Raw genomic sequence first — 16,117 nt, 5'->3', positions numbered from 1 at the left:
CTTCGAGGACCGGTCCGGCTCCTTTACCGCCGCGACCACCTCACGGGTTCGAGCACCCTGAAACTGAAGAAATGTGCGGTAACCAGCACCCGATCACCACGAGACACGGGATTCGGTGAATCGACGGAGAATCCGCTTGCGGTCTTCACTCCCCACCGCAGCACCTGCTCCGTGGCGCGTTCCCAAACACCATTGGCTCCCGTGCTCGGAGATATCACCGCAGTGATCTCCGAGCGGCGGTAGCCCGTCGCAGCTGCGGGCCAGACCTGTTCGTCAGGACATGTCATCAAGCGTTTTCCCCAAAGAGTTGCTCTCCAAAGACTCTGCTCACCGTACCGCTGCTCACCGTACGCTGAGGGCCTCCGTCAACGTCCTGCCGTTCACATAGATCTCGGCCCGCGACGCACCGCTGGCCGCCACGATGGTCTGCGTCAGTTGCGCCTGGATGCGTGGAATGTCGCATACACCCCCGGGCCGCAGTGACCCGCTGAGGTTCACCACCACGGTGGCCCCGCTCATGTAGCCGGACAGGTAGCGCAGGGAGGAACCGGCCAGGGCATCGTAGAGGGCTGCATCGCTGTCCACCGGCATTCCTGCCTCCAGCAGCCGGCCCAGCGCCACGGTCAGCGGATCCCCGGGAACGGCCATGCCGCGGACGGGTACAAGGCTGTCGTTGCAGCCGAAGCGCACGCCGCGGGCGCCGCCGTCGTCGATTGCCACGTAGTACACCGCCGGACCGGAGGCATCCACGGTCATTACCGTGCCGGTTTCTGCAGGCTCCGGAGCGCTGGTGCCCGGTTCGGGTGAAGGCTCGACGGCGGCACGCGGCTGGGTAGGTGCGGCTGCGGAAACGTCCGGGGTGCCCGGGGGAGCGGATGAAGGTGCCGGCGGTGTTGGTGTTGCCGGCGAGGGCGGCGCGGCGGATACGGAAACGGACGGCGTGCCGGGGACTACGGGGGCAGAAGCCGAGGCAACAGGGCGCGACGCAGAAGGCGTTGCACTCTGTGAGGGTGCCGTCGGCGTCACGGAGACGGTCGGCAAAGGGGCTGCGCCTTCGGGGACAGCGGGATCTGCGGGGACAGTGGTGCAGCCAGCCACTCCCAGGCTGAAGAAGAGGCAGGCAGCCGTGATCGCCGTCGTACTTTTTAGTCCCCGTCCGGCATACATGACAGCCCCGCGCTCCTGTCCACCTGTATCTCCAACGTTAGGCCGGGTGGACGGAACACAACATGCCGCTACGGTGACGGTTCGGACAAGAGTTGGTCACGCTGGGGCTGTCCGGCAGGCCGACAGTCGGCAGGAACGCGAACGCCCCCGCCCCGCACAAAAGCGGAACGGGGGCGTTGAAGGCGAAAGACTAGGCTGCTGCTTCTTCGTCCTGGGCGGCGGTCAGCGGCTCGAAGATGCCCTTGATCTGCTCTACGACCTCGGCGTCGTCCTTCGGGTGCAGTTCGGCGAAGCGGATCATCGAACCCGGGACGGCCAGCTTGACGTCTTCCAGGACCTTGGCACCTGCGATGCCGGCTGCTTTGCGGGCCTCGTCCTGGGCCCACACGCCACCGAACTGGCCAAAGGCGGTTCCGACGACGGCGGTCGGCTTGCCGGAGAGGGCGCCGGCGCCGAACGGGCGGGACAGCCAGTCAATGGCGTTCTTCAGCGAGGCGGGCATGGTGCCGTTGTGCTCGGGGGTGACCAGCAGGATGGTGTCGGCGTCGGCTGCTGCGGCGCGGAGTGCGGCGGCTTCGGCGGGGACCTGACCTTCGACGTCGATGTCCTCGTTGTAGAACGGGATGTTGCCCAGCGAGCCGTGGATCTGCACATCAACATTCTCAGGCGCGTTCAGCTGGATGGCTTCGGCGAGCTTCTTGTTGTGGGAATCGGCGCGGAGGCTGCCGACGAGGGTAAGAACGGTGCTCTTGGACATAGTGTCTCCTTGTGTCTGGCCGGGTACCTTGCGGAACCCGCCCTGCGGTATCTGGGCTTTGGAGCCTTCATCGATACTAAACGGACTATGGTCCGCTTTCTATTCCCGGGGTCTAGAATATTTCTGTGAGCTCCATCCCTCTTCGGCCGGACGTGCCCCTGGGCGCGCCCCACGAGCGCAGCGATGCCGCCCGAAATCGTGAGCGCCTTCTCAACGCTGCCCGGGACCTGGTGGCCGAGTTCGGCGCGGAAGCACTCACTATGGACGCGCTCGCCTGTAAGGCCCATGTAGGCAAGGGCACTGTCTTCCGCCGGTTCGGCAGCAGGGCGGGGCTCATGATGACTCTGTTGAGCGATTCTGAATCCGAGTTCCAACACGGCTTCATGTTCGGGCCACCACCGCTGGGCCCAGGCGCCGCCGCAAAGGAACGACTGATTGCGTTCGGCGAAGGGCGGATCTTCTTCGTCCTGGAAAACGGCGAACTCCTGAAGGCGGCGGGTGCTGCCACCCGCAACAGGTTCGATGTCCCCGCAACCAAGCTCTCCCACCGCCACATGGAGATCTTGCTCCGCGAGGCCGGGATTGCTGATCCCTGGGTAATGGCCATGTCCCTGACCTATGCCCTGGACCCTGAGCGCATTGTGGATGACGTCCGAGTGCGCGGCATTTCACCCACGCGCCTCACGGACTCCTGGCGCGAACTGATCACGCGGCTGCTGCCCGCCACCTGACTGCCCGCGGGTGGGCCGCGCTCCGCCACTGCCGGCCGCGCAACCCGCCGCCCCGCCCTGTTAGCGCCCCCATTGCCGCTACTTCAGGCGCATAAGTGCCATTGGCGTCGGTAACGTGACGCAGTCTGCACATAACAATCTGGCTGCAGGCGGGAAACTGGACGCGAGGAAGCAAAACGTGAAGCAGTTATTGTGGTAGTTTCCTCTTGAATGTGACGCATGCCATACAGGGCTGGTGATCACTGAAGGGGTGTGGGGGACCCAAGAACCCGCTGCATCAATTCGTAGCTGACGCCGGCCACAGCCGGGAACCGCGGAAGGACGAGCATTGAGTTTTGCCACGATTCGGGGCAGCCGCCCGACATGCTGAAATATCTGATGAAGCGGTCGGGCATCTACCTGATCATGATCTTCCTGACCACCAGCGCCGGGTATTTCCTGGCAGTCTCCTCGCTCAAGCCGGCGGTTCTGGAGCAAGAGAAAATTCCGCGGCCAACCCCGGAACAGGTAGCAGCGTCATTCCGTGGACTGGGACTTGACCCGGAGTTAAACCCCTGGGAACGGTACATTCAGTGGCTTGGCGGCATCGTCACCCGCTGGGACTGGGGACGCAGTCCGAACGGCGCCTTCGTCAACGCCGAGTTCGCGGACCGCGTGATGGTCTCCACCCGGCTGTTCATCGCCTCCATCATCCTGACCCTGGTCATCGGCGTCGCACTCGGTGTCTATTCCGCCGCACGCCAGTACAAGTTCCAAGACCGTGTCATCACGTCCTACAGCTACCTGGTCCACATCCTCCCAGCGCCCATCGCCTACTTCCTGGTGCAGCTCGGCGCCATCAGCATCAACGAGGCCGTTGGGGAGCGCATCTTCTTCGTGACGGGAATTTCGACGCCGGGCATCGACCCTGGCTGGCCGGCTTTCGTGGACCTGGTTGCCCACTACGCCGTGCCCACCTTCGCGATGACCATCTTTGGTTGGGCCGGTTACCAGATCGCCCAGCGGCAGTACCTCCTGGACAACGTCAATGCCGACTTTGTCCGCACAGCACGGGCCAAGGGGCTCACCCGCAACCAGGCCATCCGAAAGCACGCCCTGCGCGTCTCCTTCATCCCGGTCGCCCAGAGCATCGCGTTCACCATCCCGGCGATCTTCACCGGCGGCTTCTTCGCCGAGGCCATCTTCGCGTGGCCGGGCATTGGCCTCTGGAGCATCCAGGCCATCAGCCTGCAGGATGTCAACGTCGCCACCGCCACGCTGGCCTACGGCTCCGTGATCTTCGCGATCGGGGCCATCCTTGCCGACTTCGCCACCACGCTGGTCGATCCACGAGTGAGGGTCCAGTAATGACCAACATCATCGATCCCATTGCGGAAATCGACGAATCCCGGGTCGGCGACCAGGACGTCGTCATCGGCAAGTCCCGCATCATCTTCCGTCGCTTCATGCGGAACCGTACCGCCGTCGCCGGGTTGTTCATCTTCCTCGCGTTGTTCCTCTTCTCGATTTTCGGCGGGTTCCTGACGTCGTGGGACAAGGACACCATCGATCCGTTGAATATCGGCATGCCTCCGTCACCGGACCACCTGCTCGGTACAACGCAGGCCGGCATCGACCTCATGGCGTTGATTGTGGATGGCACACGAACCTCGATTCTCATCGGCCTCATTGTGGGTGGCCTGTCCGTCCTGATCTCCGCGGTGTACGGCTGCACCATGGCCTTCTTCGGGGGCAAAGTGGATGCCACCATGCTGTTCATCCTCGAAGCACTCATCATGATGCCGGCCATCCTGGTGGTGGCCGTGGCAACCAGCGGCGGCGGTGGACTCAAGGACCTCCCCAGTTGGCTCCTCCTGGTGGTCGTGCTGCTCTTCTTCAGCTGGATGGGCACTGCCCGTTTGGTGCGCTCACTGTCCATGTCCCTGATGCAGCGCGATTACGTCAAAGCAGCCAAATACATGGGCGTGCCGTCACGCCGCATCGTCTGGCGTCACCTGGTTCCGAACATCGGCTCGCTGCTGGTGCTCGACTTCACTCGCGGCATCACCGGCGCAATCCTGGCCGAAGTTGCATTCTCCTTCATCGGCATCGGTATCAAGGTTCCCGACGTCAGCCTCGGCGTCCTGATTGGGCAGGCCACGGGCCAGGTGTCCTCCTTCCCGTGGATGTTCTGGGTACCGCTGACTGTCATGTTCCTGCTGACCGGTTCGCTGGCCATGATGAACGACGGCCTCCGCGACGCCTTCGATCCCAGCTCCAGCTCCATCGGCCGGGCGAAGACCAAGACCGCAAAGAAGGTCAACAAATGAGCACCAACATCTCCCACACGCCGGCCGAACGCCTCCGCGACGCTGGACTTTACGCTCCCGGCGACGCCGTCCTCAGCGTTCGCGACCTCAACGTCCGCTTCAACTCCGAAAACGGTGTGGTCCATGCTGTCCGCGGAGTGGATTTCGATCTCATGCCCGGGAAGACCCTGGGCATCGTGGGTGAGTCCGGCTCCGGCAAGTCCGTGACGTCCATGGCCGTCATGGGGCTGCTCCCCGAAACCGCGGACATCACCGGCTCCGTGCGCTTCAAAGGCAAGGAGCTCCTTGGCCTGTCTGACAAAGCCATGTGCAAGCACCGCGGCAGTGACATTGCCATGGTGTTCCAGGATCCGCTGTCCTCGCTGACGCCCGTCTACACGGTGGGCAACCAGATCATCGAGGCGCTGACGGTCCACAACCCCACCATGAGTAAGCAGGCCAAAGAAGCTCGCGCCGTCGACCTTCTACGCATGGTGGGCATCCCGAGCCCTAAGGACAGGCTGAAGGCCTTCCCGCATGAGTTTTCCGGTGGCATGCGCCAGCGCGTCATGATCGCCATCGCGATTGCCAACGATCCTCGGGTGCTCATCGCTGATGAACCCACGACGGCGTTGGACGTTACCATCCAGGCGCAGGTGCTGGAAGTCCTGCACACGGCGCAGGAGGAGACCGGCGCCGCCGTTGTCATGATCACCCACGACCTCGGTGTCGTAGCGGGCATGGCCGACGACATCATGGTGATGTACGCGGGCAAGCCGGTGGAGACCGGCACTGTGGAGGACATCTACTACAACCCCCGGATGCCATATACCTTGGGCCTGCTCGGGGCCGTGCCGCGTGTGGATACCTCGGGCAAGCAGTCGCTGGTGCCCATCGAAGGGACCCCGCCCAACCTGGCGTTGCCCGTCACTGGATGCTCCTTCGCCGCTCGGTGCCCGATGGTGAGCGATGCCTGCCTTCAGGGCGAACCGGAACTGTTCCCGGTGCCCGGAGTTGAAGGTCAGACTTTGGGTCACAAGGCAGCCTGCATTAAGGCAGACCAGCTCAGCGGCGACGCTGACGCCCACAAGATTTTCCACGCGCCGCCCAAGCCGGTGTCAAAGTTCGACGGCGTTGCCCGCGTCGAGCGCGACAAGGTCCTGGAACTCAAGGATGTAAAAAAGCACTTCCCGCTGCTCAAGGGTGCCCTGATCAAGCGGCGGATCGGCACGGTCAAGGCCGTGGACGGGCTGAGCTTCGACATCCGCGAGGGCGAGTGCGTCTCCATCGTGGGCGAGTCCGGTTGCGGTAAGACCACCACGCTCCTGGAGATCATGGAATTCCACCCGGATCAGATGGGCGAAGTCATCATCGGGGGCGTCAGCAACAAAGTGGCTACCGACCACAAGACCAAGATGGCCATGCGCAAGGAAATGCAGATGGTTTTCCAGGACCCCACCGGCGCCCTGGATCCACGCTTCACCGTGTATGAAGTCCTGGCTGAGCCCTTGGAAAACCTCGGGATGCCCAAGGCCGCCATCAAGAAACGCATCATGGAACTCATGAAGCTGGTGGGCCTGCAGCCTGACCACGTGAACCGCTTCCCCAACCAGTTCTCCGGCGGTCAGCGCCAGCGTATCGGCATAGCCCGGGCTCTGGCGGTCAATCCCAAGCTCGTGGTCCTGGACGAGCCGGTTTCTGCCTTGGACGTCTCCGTCCAAGCCGGAGTTATCAACCTGTTGGACAAGCTCCGGGCCGAGTTGGGGCTGAGCTACCTGATGGTGGCCCACGACCTCTCCGTGGTCCGCCACATTTCAGACCGGGTTGCCGTGATGTATCTGGGCAAGATCGTGGAGACCGGCGACGTAGACGATGTCTTCGACAATCCGCGCCACCCTTACACCCGGGCGCTTTTGTCCGCCATCCCGGTGCCCGACCCGAACCTGGAACGTACCCGCGAACGCATCATCCTGCAGGGTGACCTTCCCAGCCCGCTTGATGCTCCCAAGGGATGCAATTTCGCCACCCGTTGTCCCGTGTTCGCCGCACTACCTGCCGCAAAGCAGGAGAAGTGCCTTACTCTGGAGCCGCCATTGGCTTCTGAGAAGGAAGGCGCGCAGGACTTCGCCTGCTTCTTCCCGGACGGAGAGCTGGATGCCGACATGCTGGTGGTGCATGCCTGACGACATATGAAGCATTGAATACATCCCTGGTCTCAACTCGCAAAGATATTTCAGTCGTAAACACGAAGGGCAAACCATGAAGAAGTACACGACGATTGGCGGCGTAGCGCTCGTAGCAACGCTCATGCTGACCGCTTGCGGCGGGGGAACGCCGTCGGGTCCGGCCTCGCAGAAGGCCGAAGCAGCCGGCGGTGACATCAGCAAGCTGATCAGCGTCAACGCCAAGGAAGCAAAAGACCTTGAGCAGGGCGGCACCGTCACCCTGCCTACCGTGGATCTCGGGCCGGACTTCAACAATAATTCCAACGTCGGGAACAGCGGCCCCACTGCAGCTGTGTTGACTCCAGTCAATCCGGCAGGCCTTAGCAGCGGCGGGATCGGCGGTTGCTGGAAGCTGGACTTTGACGGCAAGGCTGAGCCGAACAAGGACTTCTGCGAAGAGGTGAAGAGCGAAGTCAAGGATGGCAAGCAGACCATCACCATTAAGGTCAACGACAAGGCAACCTGGAACGACGGTACGCCTATCGACGTCAAGACGTTCGAGAACACCTGGAAGATGTCCCGCGGCGAAGATAAGGCGATTGACATCGTCAACCCGGGGGCATATCCGTTTGTAGACTCAGTCAAAGCCGGTGCCAACGACAAGGAAGTCATTGTCACCACTACGCAGCCGGTCTATCCGCTTGAGGATCTCTTCTTCGGACTGATCCACCCTGCCGTCAATACGGCGGAAATCTTCAACAATGGCTTTGCTGGCAACATGCATCCTGAATGGATGGCTGGCCCGTTCAAGGTGGAGAACTACGACACCACCGCCAAGACGGTCACTATGGTTCCCAACGACAAGTGGTGGGGCCAGAAGCCTGTCCTGGACAAGATCATTTGGCGCCAGATGGAACCGAGCGCAACCATCGCCGCGTTCAAGAACGGCGAAATTGATGCTACTGACGCTCGCTCCCTGAGCCGCTACAAGCAGCTTGAGGGAACCAAAAATGCTGAGGTCCGCCGCGGTCAGCGACTGTTCGCCGGTGGTCTCAACCTCAATGCCGAGCGCCCTGCCCTCGCCGATGTGGCCGTCCGCAAGGCGATCTTCACGGCCGTGGACCGAAAAGCTCTCCGAGATGTTCAGTTCAACGGACTGAACTGGTCCGAGGAAAGCTCGGGCTCCATGATGCTCATGCCGTTCTCCGAGTACTACCAGGACAACTACCCCGTCAAGGACTCGGACGCTGAGGCCGCCAAGAAGGTCCTCGCTGACGCGGGTTACACTGCCAATGACAAGGGCATCATGGCCAAGGACGGCGTCCCCGTAACTTTCAAGGTGACCTATTTTGGAGAGGATCCCACACGGGCGGCCGTCTCACAGACCCTGCAGAAGCAGCTTCAGGCAGCGGGCATGGATGTCGCGGTTGAGCAGCGCGGTGACGCGGACTTCCAGAAGGTTCTGGGGTCGCGGGAGTTTGACCTGACGATTTCGGGCTACACGGTTGGCGCGGATGCAACCAGCGGCGTCAAGCAGTTCTACGAGTCAACCACCAACGAAAACAAACTCGGCGATGCTGAGCTGGACGCTGAAATCAAGCGCTTGGCAACCATTGCTGATGACAAAGAGCGCAACAAGGCCGCCATGGAGGTAGAGAAAAAGCACATGGCGAAGTACTTCTCCATGGGTACCCTGCTGAACGGCCCGGAGATCCAGTTTGTGCGCACGGGCCTGGCCAACTACGGTCCGTCCCTGTTCAAGAGCAACTCCAACGTTCCGGACTGGACCACCATCGGCTGGGAAAAGGGCACCAAGAAGTAGCCTCCCCGCTGTAGTTGTCCAAGATGTAGTTTCCAGAAGGCCGGGAACATCCCCAACCTGTTCATCGGGTCGGGGAGGTTCCCGGCCTTCGCCGTCCCCACGCTCTCTCACGTCCCGCGTGCTTGGGTCGGACGCTCTCTCACCCGGTGATAGAGGGTTGGCGTGAAAGGGCTGTTATGTGAGAGAGGGTCGGTAGCCTAGGGTCATGACTTCCCAGCCGATCCGTACCGCCGTGGCAGGGTTTGGCCTGTCGGGCAGCGTCTTTCACGCGCCCTTCATTGCCAGCAACCCTGCATATGAGCTTGCCGTCATCTCCACCTCGGACGAGTCGCGCCAAGCCAAGGCCAAGGACCGCTACCCGCAGGCCACCATTGTCAGCACGCCGGAGGACATCCTGGCGCTGGCTGACCAGCTGGACCTCATCGTTCTGGGCACACCGCCCGCAACCCATTTCCCGCTCGCGAAAGCCGCGCTGGAAGCCGGGCTCGACGTCGTCGTGGACAAACCGTTCACGGTCCGCAGCGCCGAGGGCGAGGAACTGATCCGACTGGCGGCGAAATTGGGCCGTGTCCTCACCGTGTACCAAAACCGGCGCTGGGACGGCGACTCGCTCACCGTCAGGAAATTGCTCGACGCCGGAACGCTGGGGACAGTGACCAGGTTCGAGGTGGGAATGGAGCGTTGGGCGCCGGAGATCGCCAAAGCCTGGAAGGCCAGTGCTACTGCGGAAGACGGCGGCGGTGTCCTGTTCGACCTCGGCACCCACGTTCTGGACCTGTGCCTGCAGTTCTTTGGTCCAGCCACCGTCACCTACGCGGAAATCCAGGCGCGCCGTCCCCAGGAAAGCGTCGATGACGATGTCTTCCTGGCACTCCGGCACCAGTCCGGCGTGGTCAGCCATGTCACCATCAACCTGACCAGCCACCTGCACGGCCCGCGCTTCCGCGTCCTCGGCACCGAGGGTGGCTTCGTGAAGTTCGGCACCGACCCCCAGGAGCCCTACGTGCTGGGAGGCGGGCTCCCTACGGACGCGCGGTACGGCGTCGAACCCGCAGAAAACCATGGCACGCTGGAACTGAACGGGCAGCGCATCCAGGTCCCCACAGAGCGTGGCGCCTACCCCGAGTTCTACCGGATTCTGGCGGAAAAGCTCGACGACGGCGGCACAGCCTCGGCGCTTCCCTTGCCTGTTGATCCGGACGGCTCCGTTGCGGTGCTGAAGCTGATTGAGCAGGCTAGGACGCTGGCGTAACGTCCGCGCTGGCAACCAGCGAGTAGATGGCCTTGAGGTCGTCGTTGCCTTCAGTGGGCTGGCAACTGCCCGTCAGCTGGACAATATCCGCTGCGGTCTCGTGGTGAACTACCGTGACGGCGGTGAACTGGGCCAGCGAGCCGGCCTGCGGATGCGTGTAGCGTGCTTCGCGTACGTGCCAATCCCGGCCATTGATCACCACCGGCTCCGTGCCCAGCAGAACTGCATCCGGCAAGGCGTCCAGGAACGAGTCCACGGACGCGGCGATGTCCTGGAGCTGATAGCCGGGCAAGCGGCGCGACACGGAAATCACCACATTCGCCGTGTAGCGTCCTTCCGCAGCGGGTGCCATCAGGGCGCCCACCGCATCGGGGACAACTTGCTGGGACCATCCCGCGGGCGCGTTGAGTTTGATGGAGGGGTAGGCGGGGAACTCGGCGGATGGGAAAACCTGGTGCGATGTCATGGGAGCCCTTTCGGAGCGCTGTCAGTGCAGGAAGCTATCTGCTGAGGAAGTCGACGAACCCGGTCACTGAATCAACGAACCCGGACGGGCTGATGGTGATCTGGCCACCTGCTCCCAGTCCCAGCTCCGCAGTGATCTTGGCACCCGCGCCGAGGGTCAGTCCGTCTTCGTCCATGGAAGCCGTAAAGAAGTGACCCTCCCCGGCTCCGGCGGCAACTGTTGCGTTGAGGGTCAGCGTCTGGCCCAAAACTTCGACGTACCGGCTTCCGGTCAGTTCCGCTCCGGCACCTGCGCTGAAGGCTGTACCGGTTGTCTCGCTGCCCTTGACGCTCAGCTCGCCTTCGCCGGCGCTTGCCCAGGCACCGGCGCGCAGTTCTCCGCCCTGCCCCAGGGAGAACAGCCCTCCGGCGAAGTCGGTCTTGTTATCCATGGTGACCTTCTGACCGGCAAAACCCTCACCGCCCGCAGAAAACAGGAATGGGCTGGTCGCTTCGGCGTGTGCGCTGGCCTCTACTCCGGTCATCATTCGCGTGGTAGAGGTGTTGGTGACCCAGCCATCGAAGAAGTCGGACCGCACGGTGGTGGTGTTCTCGGCCCCTGCAAAAGCTTCGCCGGTGGCGCTGGCATGGGGGAGTCGCAGCCCGGAGGGCACGCTTGCATCGAACTCGCCGTTGGCGCGCGCTCCGATGAATGTTTCGTTGGTGACAGTGGTGTCCACCGGCCCGTATCCGGATTTCACTGTCCACGTCATCTCACCGCCAGTGGACGCATCACCGGAGCCACCAATCGCGATTCCGCCCGGCCCCATGGATCCGTGCGTTTCGCCCGATGCCTGACTGTCGAATCCGCCATTGCCTTCCACAGTGACCGGACCGAAGGTGGTGGGATCAAAAGTGAATCCCAGCGGCCCTGAGGGGCCTCTGCCCTTTCCGTCGCCAAGCCCCCGTCCCGCCCCGCCCAGCGAGGCTTGCTCCTGCTGGTCGGCATTGAGTTTCAGGGCGCGGGCGTTGTCCTTGAGGCAAACCGCTGCCGCACCGAGCCGTCCGTACAGCTGGCTGTGCCAGTTGCTGCGGAATTGCTCGGCATCGTTTCCCCGCCAATAGTGGCCATTCTGGATGAGCACATTGAGCTGCTGTTGAAGTGTGGTGATCTTCTCAGCTTCGGAGTCCATCACTGCCGAGAGTCGGCGGAGATCACCGACGTCGGCGCCTACCAGTCCCTGCCCCATTATGTACTCAGCCCCATCACGCATCCCCTGAACGTAGCGACATTGGTAAAAACCTGCGGACCAGTCGTGGCACCAGGCGTCTCCCGAGCATAACTACTGCGGAACAGGGCTGCCATGGGGAGAACTACCGGGGTGGATAACGGTGCGGGTTAAACCGCGACGGCGGGGTGCGGCTTCGTGTGGAAGCCGCACCCCGCCGTCGTGTTTGTCAGGCCTTGGAACTACGCGGAGACCAGGGTGTGCCAGTCGTTGACGAGGGGCAGGTTGTGCGCCTCGGAAACGGAGTGGTGTGCCACGTGGCCGGCGGCGATATTGAGGCCGGCAGCCAGCGCGGGGTCGCGGTCGAAGGCAGCCTTGACGCCCAGGTTGGCCAGTGCCACGGCGTAGCGCAGGGTGACGTTCGTCAGTGCGTACGTGGAGGTGTTGGGAACAGCGCCAGGCATGTTGGCAACGCAGTAGAAGATCGAGTTGTGGACCTTGTACGTCGGTTCCTGGTGGGTGGTGGGGTGCGTGTCCTCGAAGCAGCCGCCCTGGTCAACAGCGATGTCCACCAGGACCGAGCCCGGCTTCATGCGGGCAACGAGCTCGTTGGTGACCAGCTTGGGAGCCTTGGCGCCCGGGATCAGGACGGAACCGATGACGAGATCTGCATCGATGACTGACTTCTCGATCTCGTAGGCGTTGGAGGCAACGGTCTTCAGGCGGCCCTGGTAGAGGGCGTCGAGTTCACGCAGCCGGTTGATGTTGATGTCCATGATGGTGACATCAGCACCAAGGCCCAGCGCCATGGCAGCGGCGTTGGTTCCTGCAACGCCGGCGCCGAGGACAACAACCTTGGCCGGGCGGACACCCGGTACGCCGCCCAGGAGGACGCCCTTGCCACCGGCGGGAGCCATCAGCGAGGAAGCGCCCACCACGACGGACAGGCGGCCTGCTACCTCGGACATCGGAGCGAGCAGCGGAAGGGTGCGGCCTTCCTGCACGGTTTCGTAAGCGATGGCCGTGACGCCGGAGTTGATGAGCTCGGCGGTGAGCTCCGGTTCTGCGGCGAGGTGCAGGTAGGTGAAGAGGATGAGGCCCTTGCGGAAGCGGTGGTACTCGGCCGCGATGGGCTCCTTGACCTTCATGACCATGTCCGCACGGCCCCAGACGTCGTCAGCTTCGTTGACGATTTCGGCGCCGGCGATCGAGTATTCCTCGTCGGTGATGCCCGAGCCGAGGCCTGCGCCACGCTCAACCAGAACGGTGTGTCCGTGGGTGCGGAATTCGTGGACACCTGCGGCCGTGATGGCTACGCGGAACTCGTTGTTCTTGATTTCTTTGGGGACGCCGATGATCATCTGTGGGCTCCATCGTTAGCGGCCTTTTCGGCCGAAAATGTGTTGCGGGCTGTGATTCCAGAATAAATCCGGCTGTGAGGCAGGCGACATGGGTTTTGCCGCGGACAGGCGGAGGCGCCCCGGAAACTCAAGGATCTTCACCTCTGCAGCTCGACATTTGTCGAGCCCTGGAGCGTCAGGTGTCGCCTGCTGTTGGTAGGCTTTCCTGATGCAGCAGGACGTGGAACAGATCGTTGAACGCGTGGCGTTGAAGCTGGGCCGCGGCCTGTCCCTCGAAGACCTCGACGGCGTCCTCCTCGCGTACAGCTCCAACCAGTCGCACGCCGACCGCGTCCGCGTGAACTTCCTCCTCAGCAAGCGTGTCCCCAGCGACGTCAGCGCGTGGCAACTGTCCCACGGCATCGCCACGGCGGTGCGTCCCGTCGTCGTTCCCGCCAACGAGGAACTCGGAATGTTGGGCCGCGTCTGCGTGCCGCTCCTGGTGCGCGGCTTCCGCGTGGGCTACTTGTGGGTCCAGCTGGACGTTGAAGAGCAAAGTCCGACGGCGATACTCGCCGAGTTGCCCGGCGTGCGTGATGAGTTGGACCTGTTGGCGGGTTTGCTCCTTGATTCCAACACTGCAGAGTCGGAATTCCGGCGCAGGCGTGAGCAGGAGTTCCTCTCGGCCTGCAGTGGCGAATCGAATGCCGTGGCGGCCGTGGCCGGGTGGAAGGAGATCCAAGGCCGCGGTCCATGGCAACTGGTGACCATCCTGGATGCGGACGGCGCGAGGTCCGACGTCGATCCCCTCGCCGCAACCCTGACGCACCGAACAGCTGCACTGCAGTCCACCATCGGCGTCAACGCTGCGTTGTTCAGCGCCGGAACGGAGACGCATTCCGTGGTCCTGTTTCGAGAGTCCGGTGGTCGGGCGGACCACGCCCAGGTGCTGGTCCACTATCAACTGGAACTCGCCAAGCGCTCCGGCAGGGCGGTGGACCGGGTGATCCTGGGCATCAGCGAGCCGTTCCAGGTGATCCGGCAGCTCGCAGGAGCGTACCGGCAGTCCAAGGTTGCAGCGCAGGCTGCCGCCGTCGATCAACCCCTCGGCGAGCTCGTGGACAGCCGGTCCGTAGGCGTCTATCAGCTCTTCGACCGCTTGCTGGCACCCGGAGGTTGGGACGACACCGGTTCCGTGCACTTCCGAACGCTGGAGGACCAGGACAAGAACGGCGAACTCCTGCCCGTCCTGGAACTCCTCTATGACAATGATGGTTCAGTGCAGGACGTCGCGGCCAAACTCCATCTCCACAGGAGCAGCATCTACAACAGGCTCGGCCGGATCCGGCAGCTCATCGGCGCTGACCCGTTGAGCGGAGTGATCCGCGTCGAATTGCACGCTGCCTTGAAAGCCCGCCGCTGGGCCGGCCGGCCGCGGATCTGAGGTTGTCAAGAACAATGAGCAGGCGCCCGGTGCGGGCGCCTGCTCATTGGTATGGTCTTGCTTTACGGGCGCCTCAGCCGCTGGCAGCTCCAGCGGCCCAATCGACGCCGGAACGTGGCCGTCCGGCTGCTGCTGCAGTACCGGCTGTGCCATCCCACATGCGTGGTGGTGCGTGGCAAGCGGGTGCTCATTTGAGGGTGTCCTTTGCCGCGTCAAGGATTTCTTCAAGTGCCGTCCCGGAGGGCTGCGGCGCGGTGGCCGCACTGGGCTTGCCCGAGGGCTTGGGTTTGGTGGTCTGCGTGGGAGTCCCCGTCGGCGTGGGGGTAGGAGCCGGCGTGGGTGTGACCGTCGGTGTGGTTGTGGGCGTCGGCGTCGTGGGTGGCGTGGTGATCGTGTCCGACGGCACCTCGCTGGGTGCCGGCGCCGGCTGGGTGGGGATCGGGCTGGCGGTGGCCGGGTCCGCGGCGATGGTTGACGGCACTGCGGACGGGACCCATACGGGGTCGGCCAAGGAAACTTTCGGGGTGGGAACCGACGACGGCGACCCTGGTGCGGGTGCCTCCGGAACCGTGGCCGGCTGGCCGCCTGCCGACGTCGCAGCAGCTGACGCGGAGGGCGATGATGCCCTTGAGTAGGAGGCGCTGGGCGCGGGAGCCGCGGAGCCTGAATTCCGGTCGGCGCCGCTGGCTTCCTGGGAGGGGGTCTCCTGGCCGAAGAATGGCAGCTCGAGGGCCTGCCCCAGGGTACCGGCTGTCAGGACCAACCCGAGGGCGCCGGCCACCACGGCCATGCGCTGGCTCATGTGTTTGACGGATGCAGCTTTCCGCAGGACCGTATGGGGTTCCCGGCCTGGCGAAGAGCCGCCAAAACCCGACTTGGCGGCCGTGGGCGCAGCTGCCGGTTTGCGTAGGTCCTTGCGGCTCGCCAGTGCTGCCGAGGCCGTTGCGGCCGCCGCGACCTGGGCAGGGGACTTGCCCCGCGGTGGCTCAGTGCGGGCGGACTCGGCCACCACCGGAATGGCGGCAGTTACGGGCTCCGGGGTGTCGGGTTCCTGAGAACCGTGGTTCGGGGCGGCCTGCTGCACGATGGGAATGGCCGCGGTAGGAGGACCTGGCGTAGTGGAGGCCGGAGCTGCAGCCTGTGCTGCCTCCACGGCGGGAATCGCCGCAGTTGCGGGTTCCTCCTGTGCGGCCGTTTCCGGTGCCGGCTGCGAGGCCGATGCTTCAGGCGCGATCACGGCCCGTGCCGCACGCTCCCGCTCGGCCGCGCGCGCGGCTGCACGCGTGGTGGGTGTTGCGACGGCGGGGATAGCCGCAGTGGCGGCCTCCGGCGTCGTGCTTGTCGTTCCGGGTGCGGCCACAGTGTCTGGCTGCGCGCTGAGGGGGGATCCGCTGGGGTGGGCCCGACGGCGTCCGGTTGGCTTGGTGCGCCCGCGTTCAGTCTCGGCGCGGCGCGGCTGATCCATGGTTGGGGACATG

14 protein-coding genes are annotated in these 16,117 nt (G+C 63.7%); 7 read left to right on the top strand and 7 right to left on the bottom strand.

Annotated features, from left to right (window positions below):
• Positions 1-23 precede the first annotated feature (23 nt).
• The 3 genes from WBN73_RS21470 to WBN73_RS20180 all read right to left on the bottom strand — a co-directional run bounded on the left by WBN73_RS21470 (position 24) and on the right by WBN73_RS20180 (position 1,924).
• Positions 24-287 carry a DUF1990 family protein gene (locus tag WBN73_RS21470; RefSeq protein WP_443193275.1) on the bottom strand — a complete coding sequence of 88 codons (264 nt, stop codon included), beginning with the start codon at positions 285-287 and terminating at the stop codon, positions 24-26.
• 55 nt (positions 288-342) lie between these two features.
• Positions 343-1,167, bottom strand: a complete 825-nt coding sequence (locus WBN73_RS20185) for a GerMN domain-containing protein (protein WP_337341105.1) — start codon at positions 1,165-1,167, stop codon at positions 343-345.
• Positions 1,168-1,357: 190 nt separating this feature from the next.
• Positions 1,358-1,924, bottom strand: a complete 567-nt coding sequence (locus WBN73_RS20180; RefSeq protein WP_207595339.1) for an NAD(P)H-dependent oxidoreductase — start codon at positions 1,922-1,924, stop codon at positions 1,358-1,360.
• Positions 1,925-2,049: 125 nt separating this feature from the next.
• Here WBN73_RS20180 and WBN73_RS20175 point away from each other — a divergent pair, with 125 nt between their 5' ends.
• From WBN73_RS20175 to WBN73_RS20150, 6 genes are all read left to right on the top strand, one after another.
• Positions 2,050-2,655, top strand: a complete 606-nt coding sequence (locus WBN73_RS20175; protein WP_207595338.1) for a TetR/AcrR family transcriptional regulator — start codon at positions 2,050-2,052, stop codon at positions 2,653-2,655.
• Positions 2,656-3,018: 363 nt separating this feature from the next.
• The gene (locus tag WBN73_RS20170) at positions 3,019-4,002 is read left to right on the top strand and encodes an ABC transporter permease (protein WP_207595337.1); all 984 of its coding nucleotides are present in this window, start codon (positions 3,019-3,021) and stop codon (positions 4,000-4,002) included.
• Complete coding sequence (locus WBN73_RS20165) at positions 4,002-4,964, top strand: ABC transporter permease (RefSeq protein WP_337341106.1); 963 nt, start codon at positions 4,002-4,004, stop codon at positions 4,962-4,964. Before WBN73_RS20170 ends, WBN73_RS20165 begins: the two co-directional genes overlap by 1 nt.
• Positions 4,961-7,126, top strand: a complete 2,166-nt coding sequence (locus WBN73_RS20160; RefSeq protein WP_280624400.1) for an ABC transporter ATP-binding protein — start codon at positions 4,961-4,963, stop codon at positions 7,124-7,126. The genes WBN73_RS20165 and WBN73_RS20160 overlap by 4 nt, the downstream gene beginning before the upstream one ends.
• A 76-nt stretch (positions 7,127-7,202) precedes the next feature.
• On the top strand, positions 7,203-8,930 hold the full coding sequence (locus WBN73_RS20155; protein ID WP_337341107.1) for an ABC transporter family substrate-binding protein: 1,728 nt from the start codon (positions 7,203-7,205) through the stop codon (positions 8,928-8,930).
• Between the two features lie 205 nt (positions 8,931-9,135).
• Positions 9,136-10,182 (top strand): Gfo/Idh/MocA family protein, encoded by a 1,047-nt coding sequence (locus WBN73_RS20150; protein WP_207595333.1) that lies wholly within the window; start codon positions 9,136-9,138, stop codon positions 10,180-10,182.
• On the opposite strand, the gene WBN73_RS20145 is transcribed toward WBN73_RS20150, so the two are convergent.
• The 3 genes from WBN73_RS20145 to ald form a co-directional block, all read right to left on the bottom strand.
• Positions 10,166-10,648, bottom strand: a complete 483-nt coding sequence (locus WBN73_RS20145) for a hypothetical protein (protein WP_089596573.1) — start codon at positions 10,646-10,648, stop codon at positions 10,166-10,168. The two genes, WBN73_RS20150 and WBN73_RS20145, sit on opposite strands and share 17 nt — an antisense overlap.
• 34 nt (positions 10,649-10,682) lie before the next feature.
• Positions 10,683-11,900 carry a hypothetical protein gene (locus WBN73_RS20140; protein WP_337341108.1) on the bottom strand — a complete coding sequence of 406 codons (1,218 nt, stop codon included), beginning with the start codon at positions 11,898-11,900 and terminating at the stop codon, positions 10,683-10,685.
• A gap of 197 nt (positions 11,901-12,097) precedes the next feature.
• Positions 12,098-13,216: an alanine dehydrogenase gene (ald, locus tag WBN73_RS20135; RefSeq protein WP_091463716.1), complete on the bottom strand. Its 1,119-nt coding sequence runs from the start codon at positions 13,214-13,216 to the stop codon at positions 12,098-12,100.
• Positions 13,217-13,421: 205 nt separating this feature from the next.
• Here ald and WBN73_RS20130 point away from each other — a divergent pair, with 205 nt between their 5' ends.
• On the top strand, positions 13,422-14,639 hold the full coding sequence (locus tag WBN73_RS20130; RefSeq protein WP_337341128.1) for a PucR family transcriptional regulator: 1,218 nt from the start codon (positions 13,422-13,424) through the stop codon (positions 14,637-14,639).
• A 187-nt stretch (positions 14,640-14,826) separates the two neighbouring features.
• Here WBN73_RS20130 and WBN73_RS20125 read toward each other — a convergent pair whose 3' ends face one another.
• The gene (locus WBN73_RS20125) at positions 14,827-16,116 is read right to left on the bottom strand and encodes a hypothetical protein (protein WP_337341109.1); all 1,290 of its coding nucleotides are present in this window, start codon (positions 16,114-16,116) and stop codon (positions 14,827-14,829) included.
• Between the last annotated feature and the right edge of the window lies 1 nt (position 16,117).

Origin of the sequence: Paenarthrobacter sp. CCNWLY172 (assembly GCF_037402035.1) — a bacterium.
In the GTDB taxonomy this organism is placed as follows: domain Bacteria; phylum Actinomycetota; class Actinomycetes; order Actinomycetales; family Micrococcaceae; genus Arthrobacter.
This window is presented reverse-complemented; position numbering and strand designations above follow the sequence as displayed.

What these genes read in the sequence shown, in the direction of transcription:
- WBN73_RS21470 (WP_443193275.1), bottom strand. Translation starts at nt 287, where the DNA reads ATGACATGTCCTGACGAACAGGTCTGGCCCGCAGCTGCGACGGGCTAC.
- WBN73_RS20185 (WP_337341105.1), bottom strand. Translation starts at nt 1,167, where the DNA reads ATGTATGCCGGACGGGGACTAAAAAGTACGACGGCGATCACGGCTGCC.
- WBN73_RS20180 (WP_207595339.1), bottom strand. Translation starts at nt 1,924, where the DNA reads ATGTCCAAGAGCACCGTTCTTACCCTCGTCGGCAGCCTCCGCGCCGAT.
- WBN73_RS20170 (WP_207595337.1), top strand. Translation starts at nt 3,019, where the DNA reads ATGCTGAAATATCTGATGAAGCGGTCGGGCATCTACCTGATCATGATC.
- WBN73_RS20165 (WP_337341106.1), top strand. Translation starts at nt 4,002, where the DNA reads ATGACCAACATCATCGATCCCATTGCGGAAATCGACGAATCCCGGGTC.
- WBN73_RS20160 (WP_280624400.1), top strand. Translation starts at nt 4,961, where the DNA reads ATGAGCACCAACATCTCCCACACGCCGGCCGAACGCCTCCGCGACGCT.
- WBN73_RS20155 (WP_337341107.1), top strand. Translation starts at nt 7,203, where the DNA reads ATGAAGAAGTACACGACGATTGGCGGCGTAGCGCTCGTAGCAACGCTC.
- WBN73_RS20150 (WP_207595333.1), top strand. Translation starts at nt 9,136, where the DNA reads ATGACTTCCCAGCCGATCCGTACCGCCGTGGCAGGGTTTGGCCTGTCG.
- WBN73_RS20145 (WP_089596573.1), bottom strand. Translation starts at nt 10,648, where the DNA reads ATGACATCGCACCAGGTTTTCCCATCCGCCGAGTTCCCCGCCTACCCC.
- WBN73_RS20140 (WP_337341108.1), bottom strand. Translation starts at nt 11,900, where the DNA reads ATGCGTGATGGGGCTGAGTACATAATGGGGCAGGGACTGGTAGGCGCC.
- ald (WP_091463716.1), bottom strand. Translation starts at nt 13,216, where the DNA reads ATGATCATCGGCGTCCCCAAAGAAATCAAGAACAACGAGTTCCGCGTA.
- WBN73_RS20125 (WP_337341109.1), bottom strand. Translation starts at nt 16,116, where the DNA reads ATGTCCCCAACCATGGATCAGCCGCGCCGCGCCGAGACTGAACGCGGG.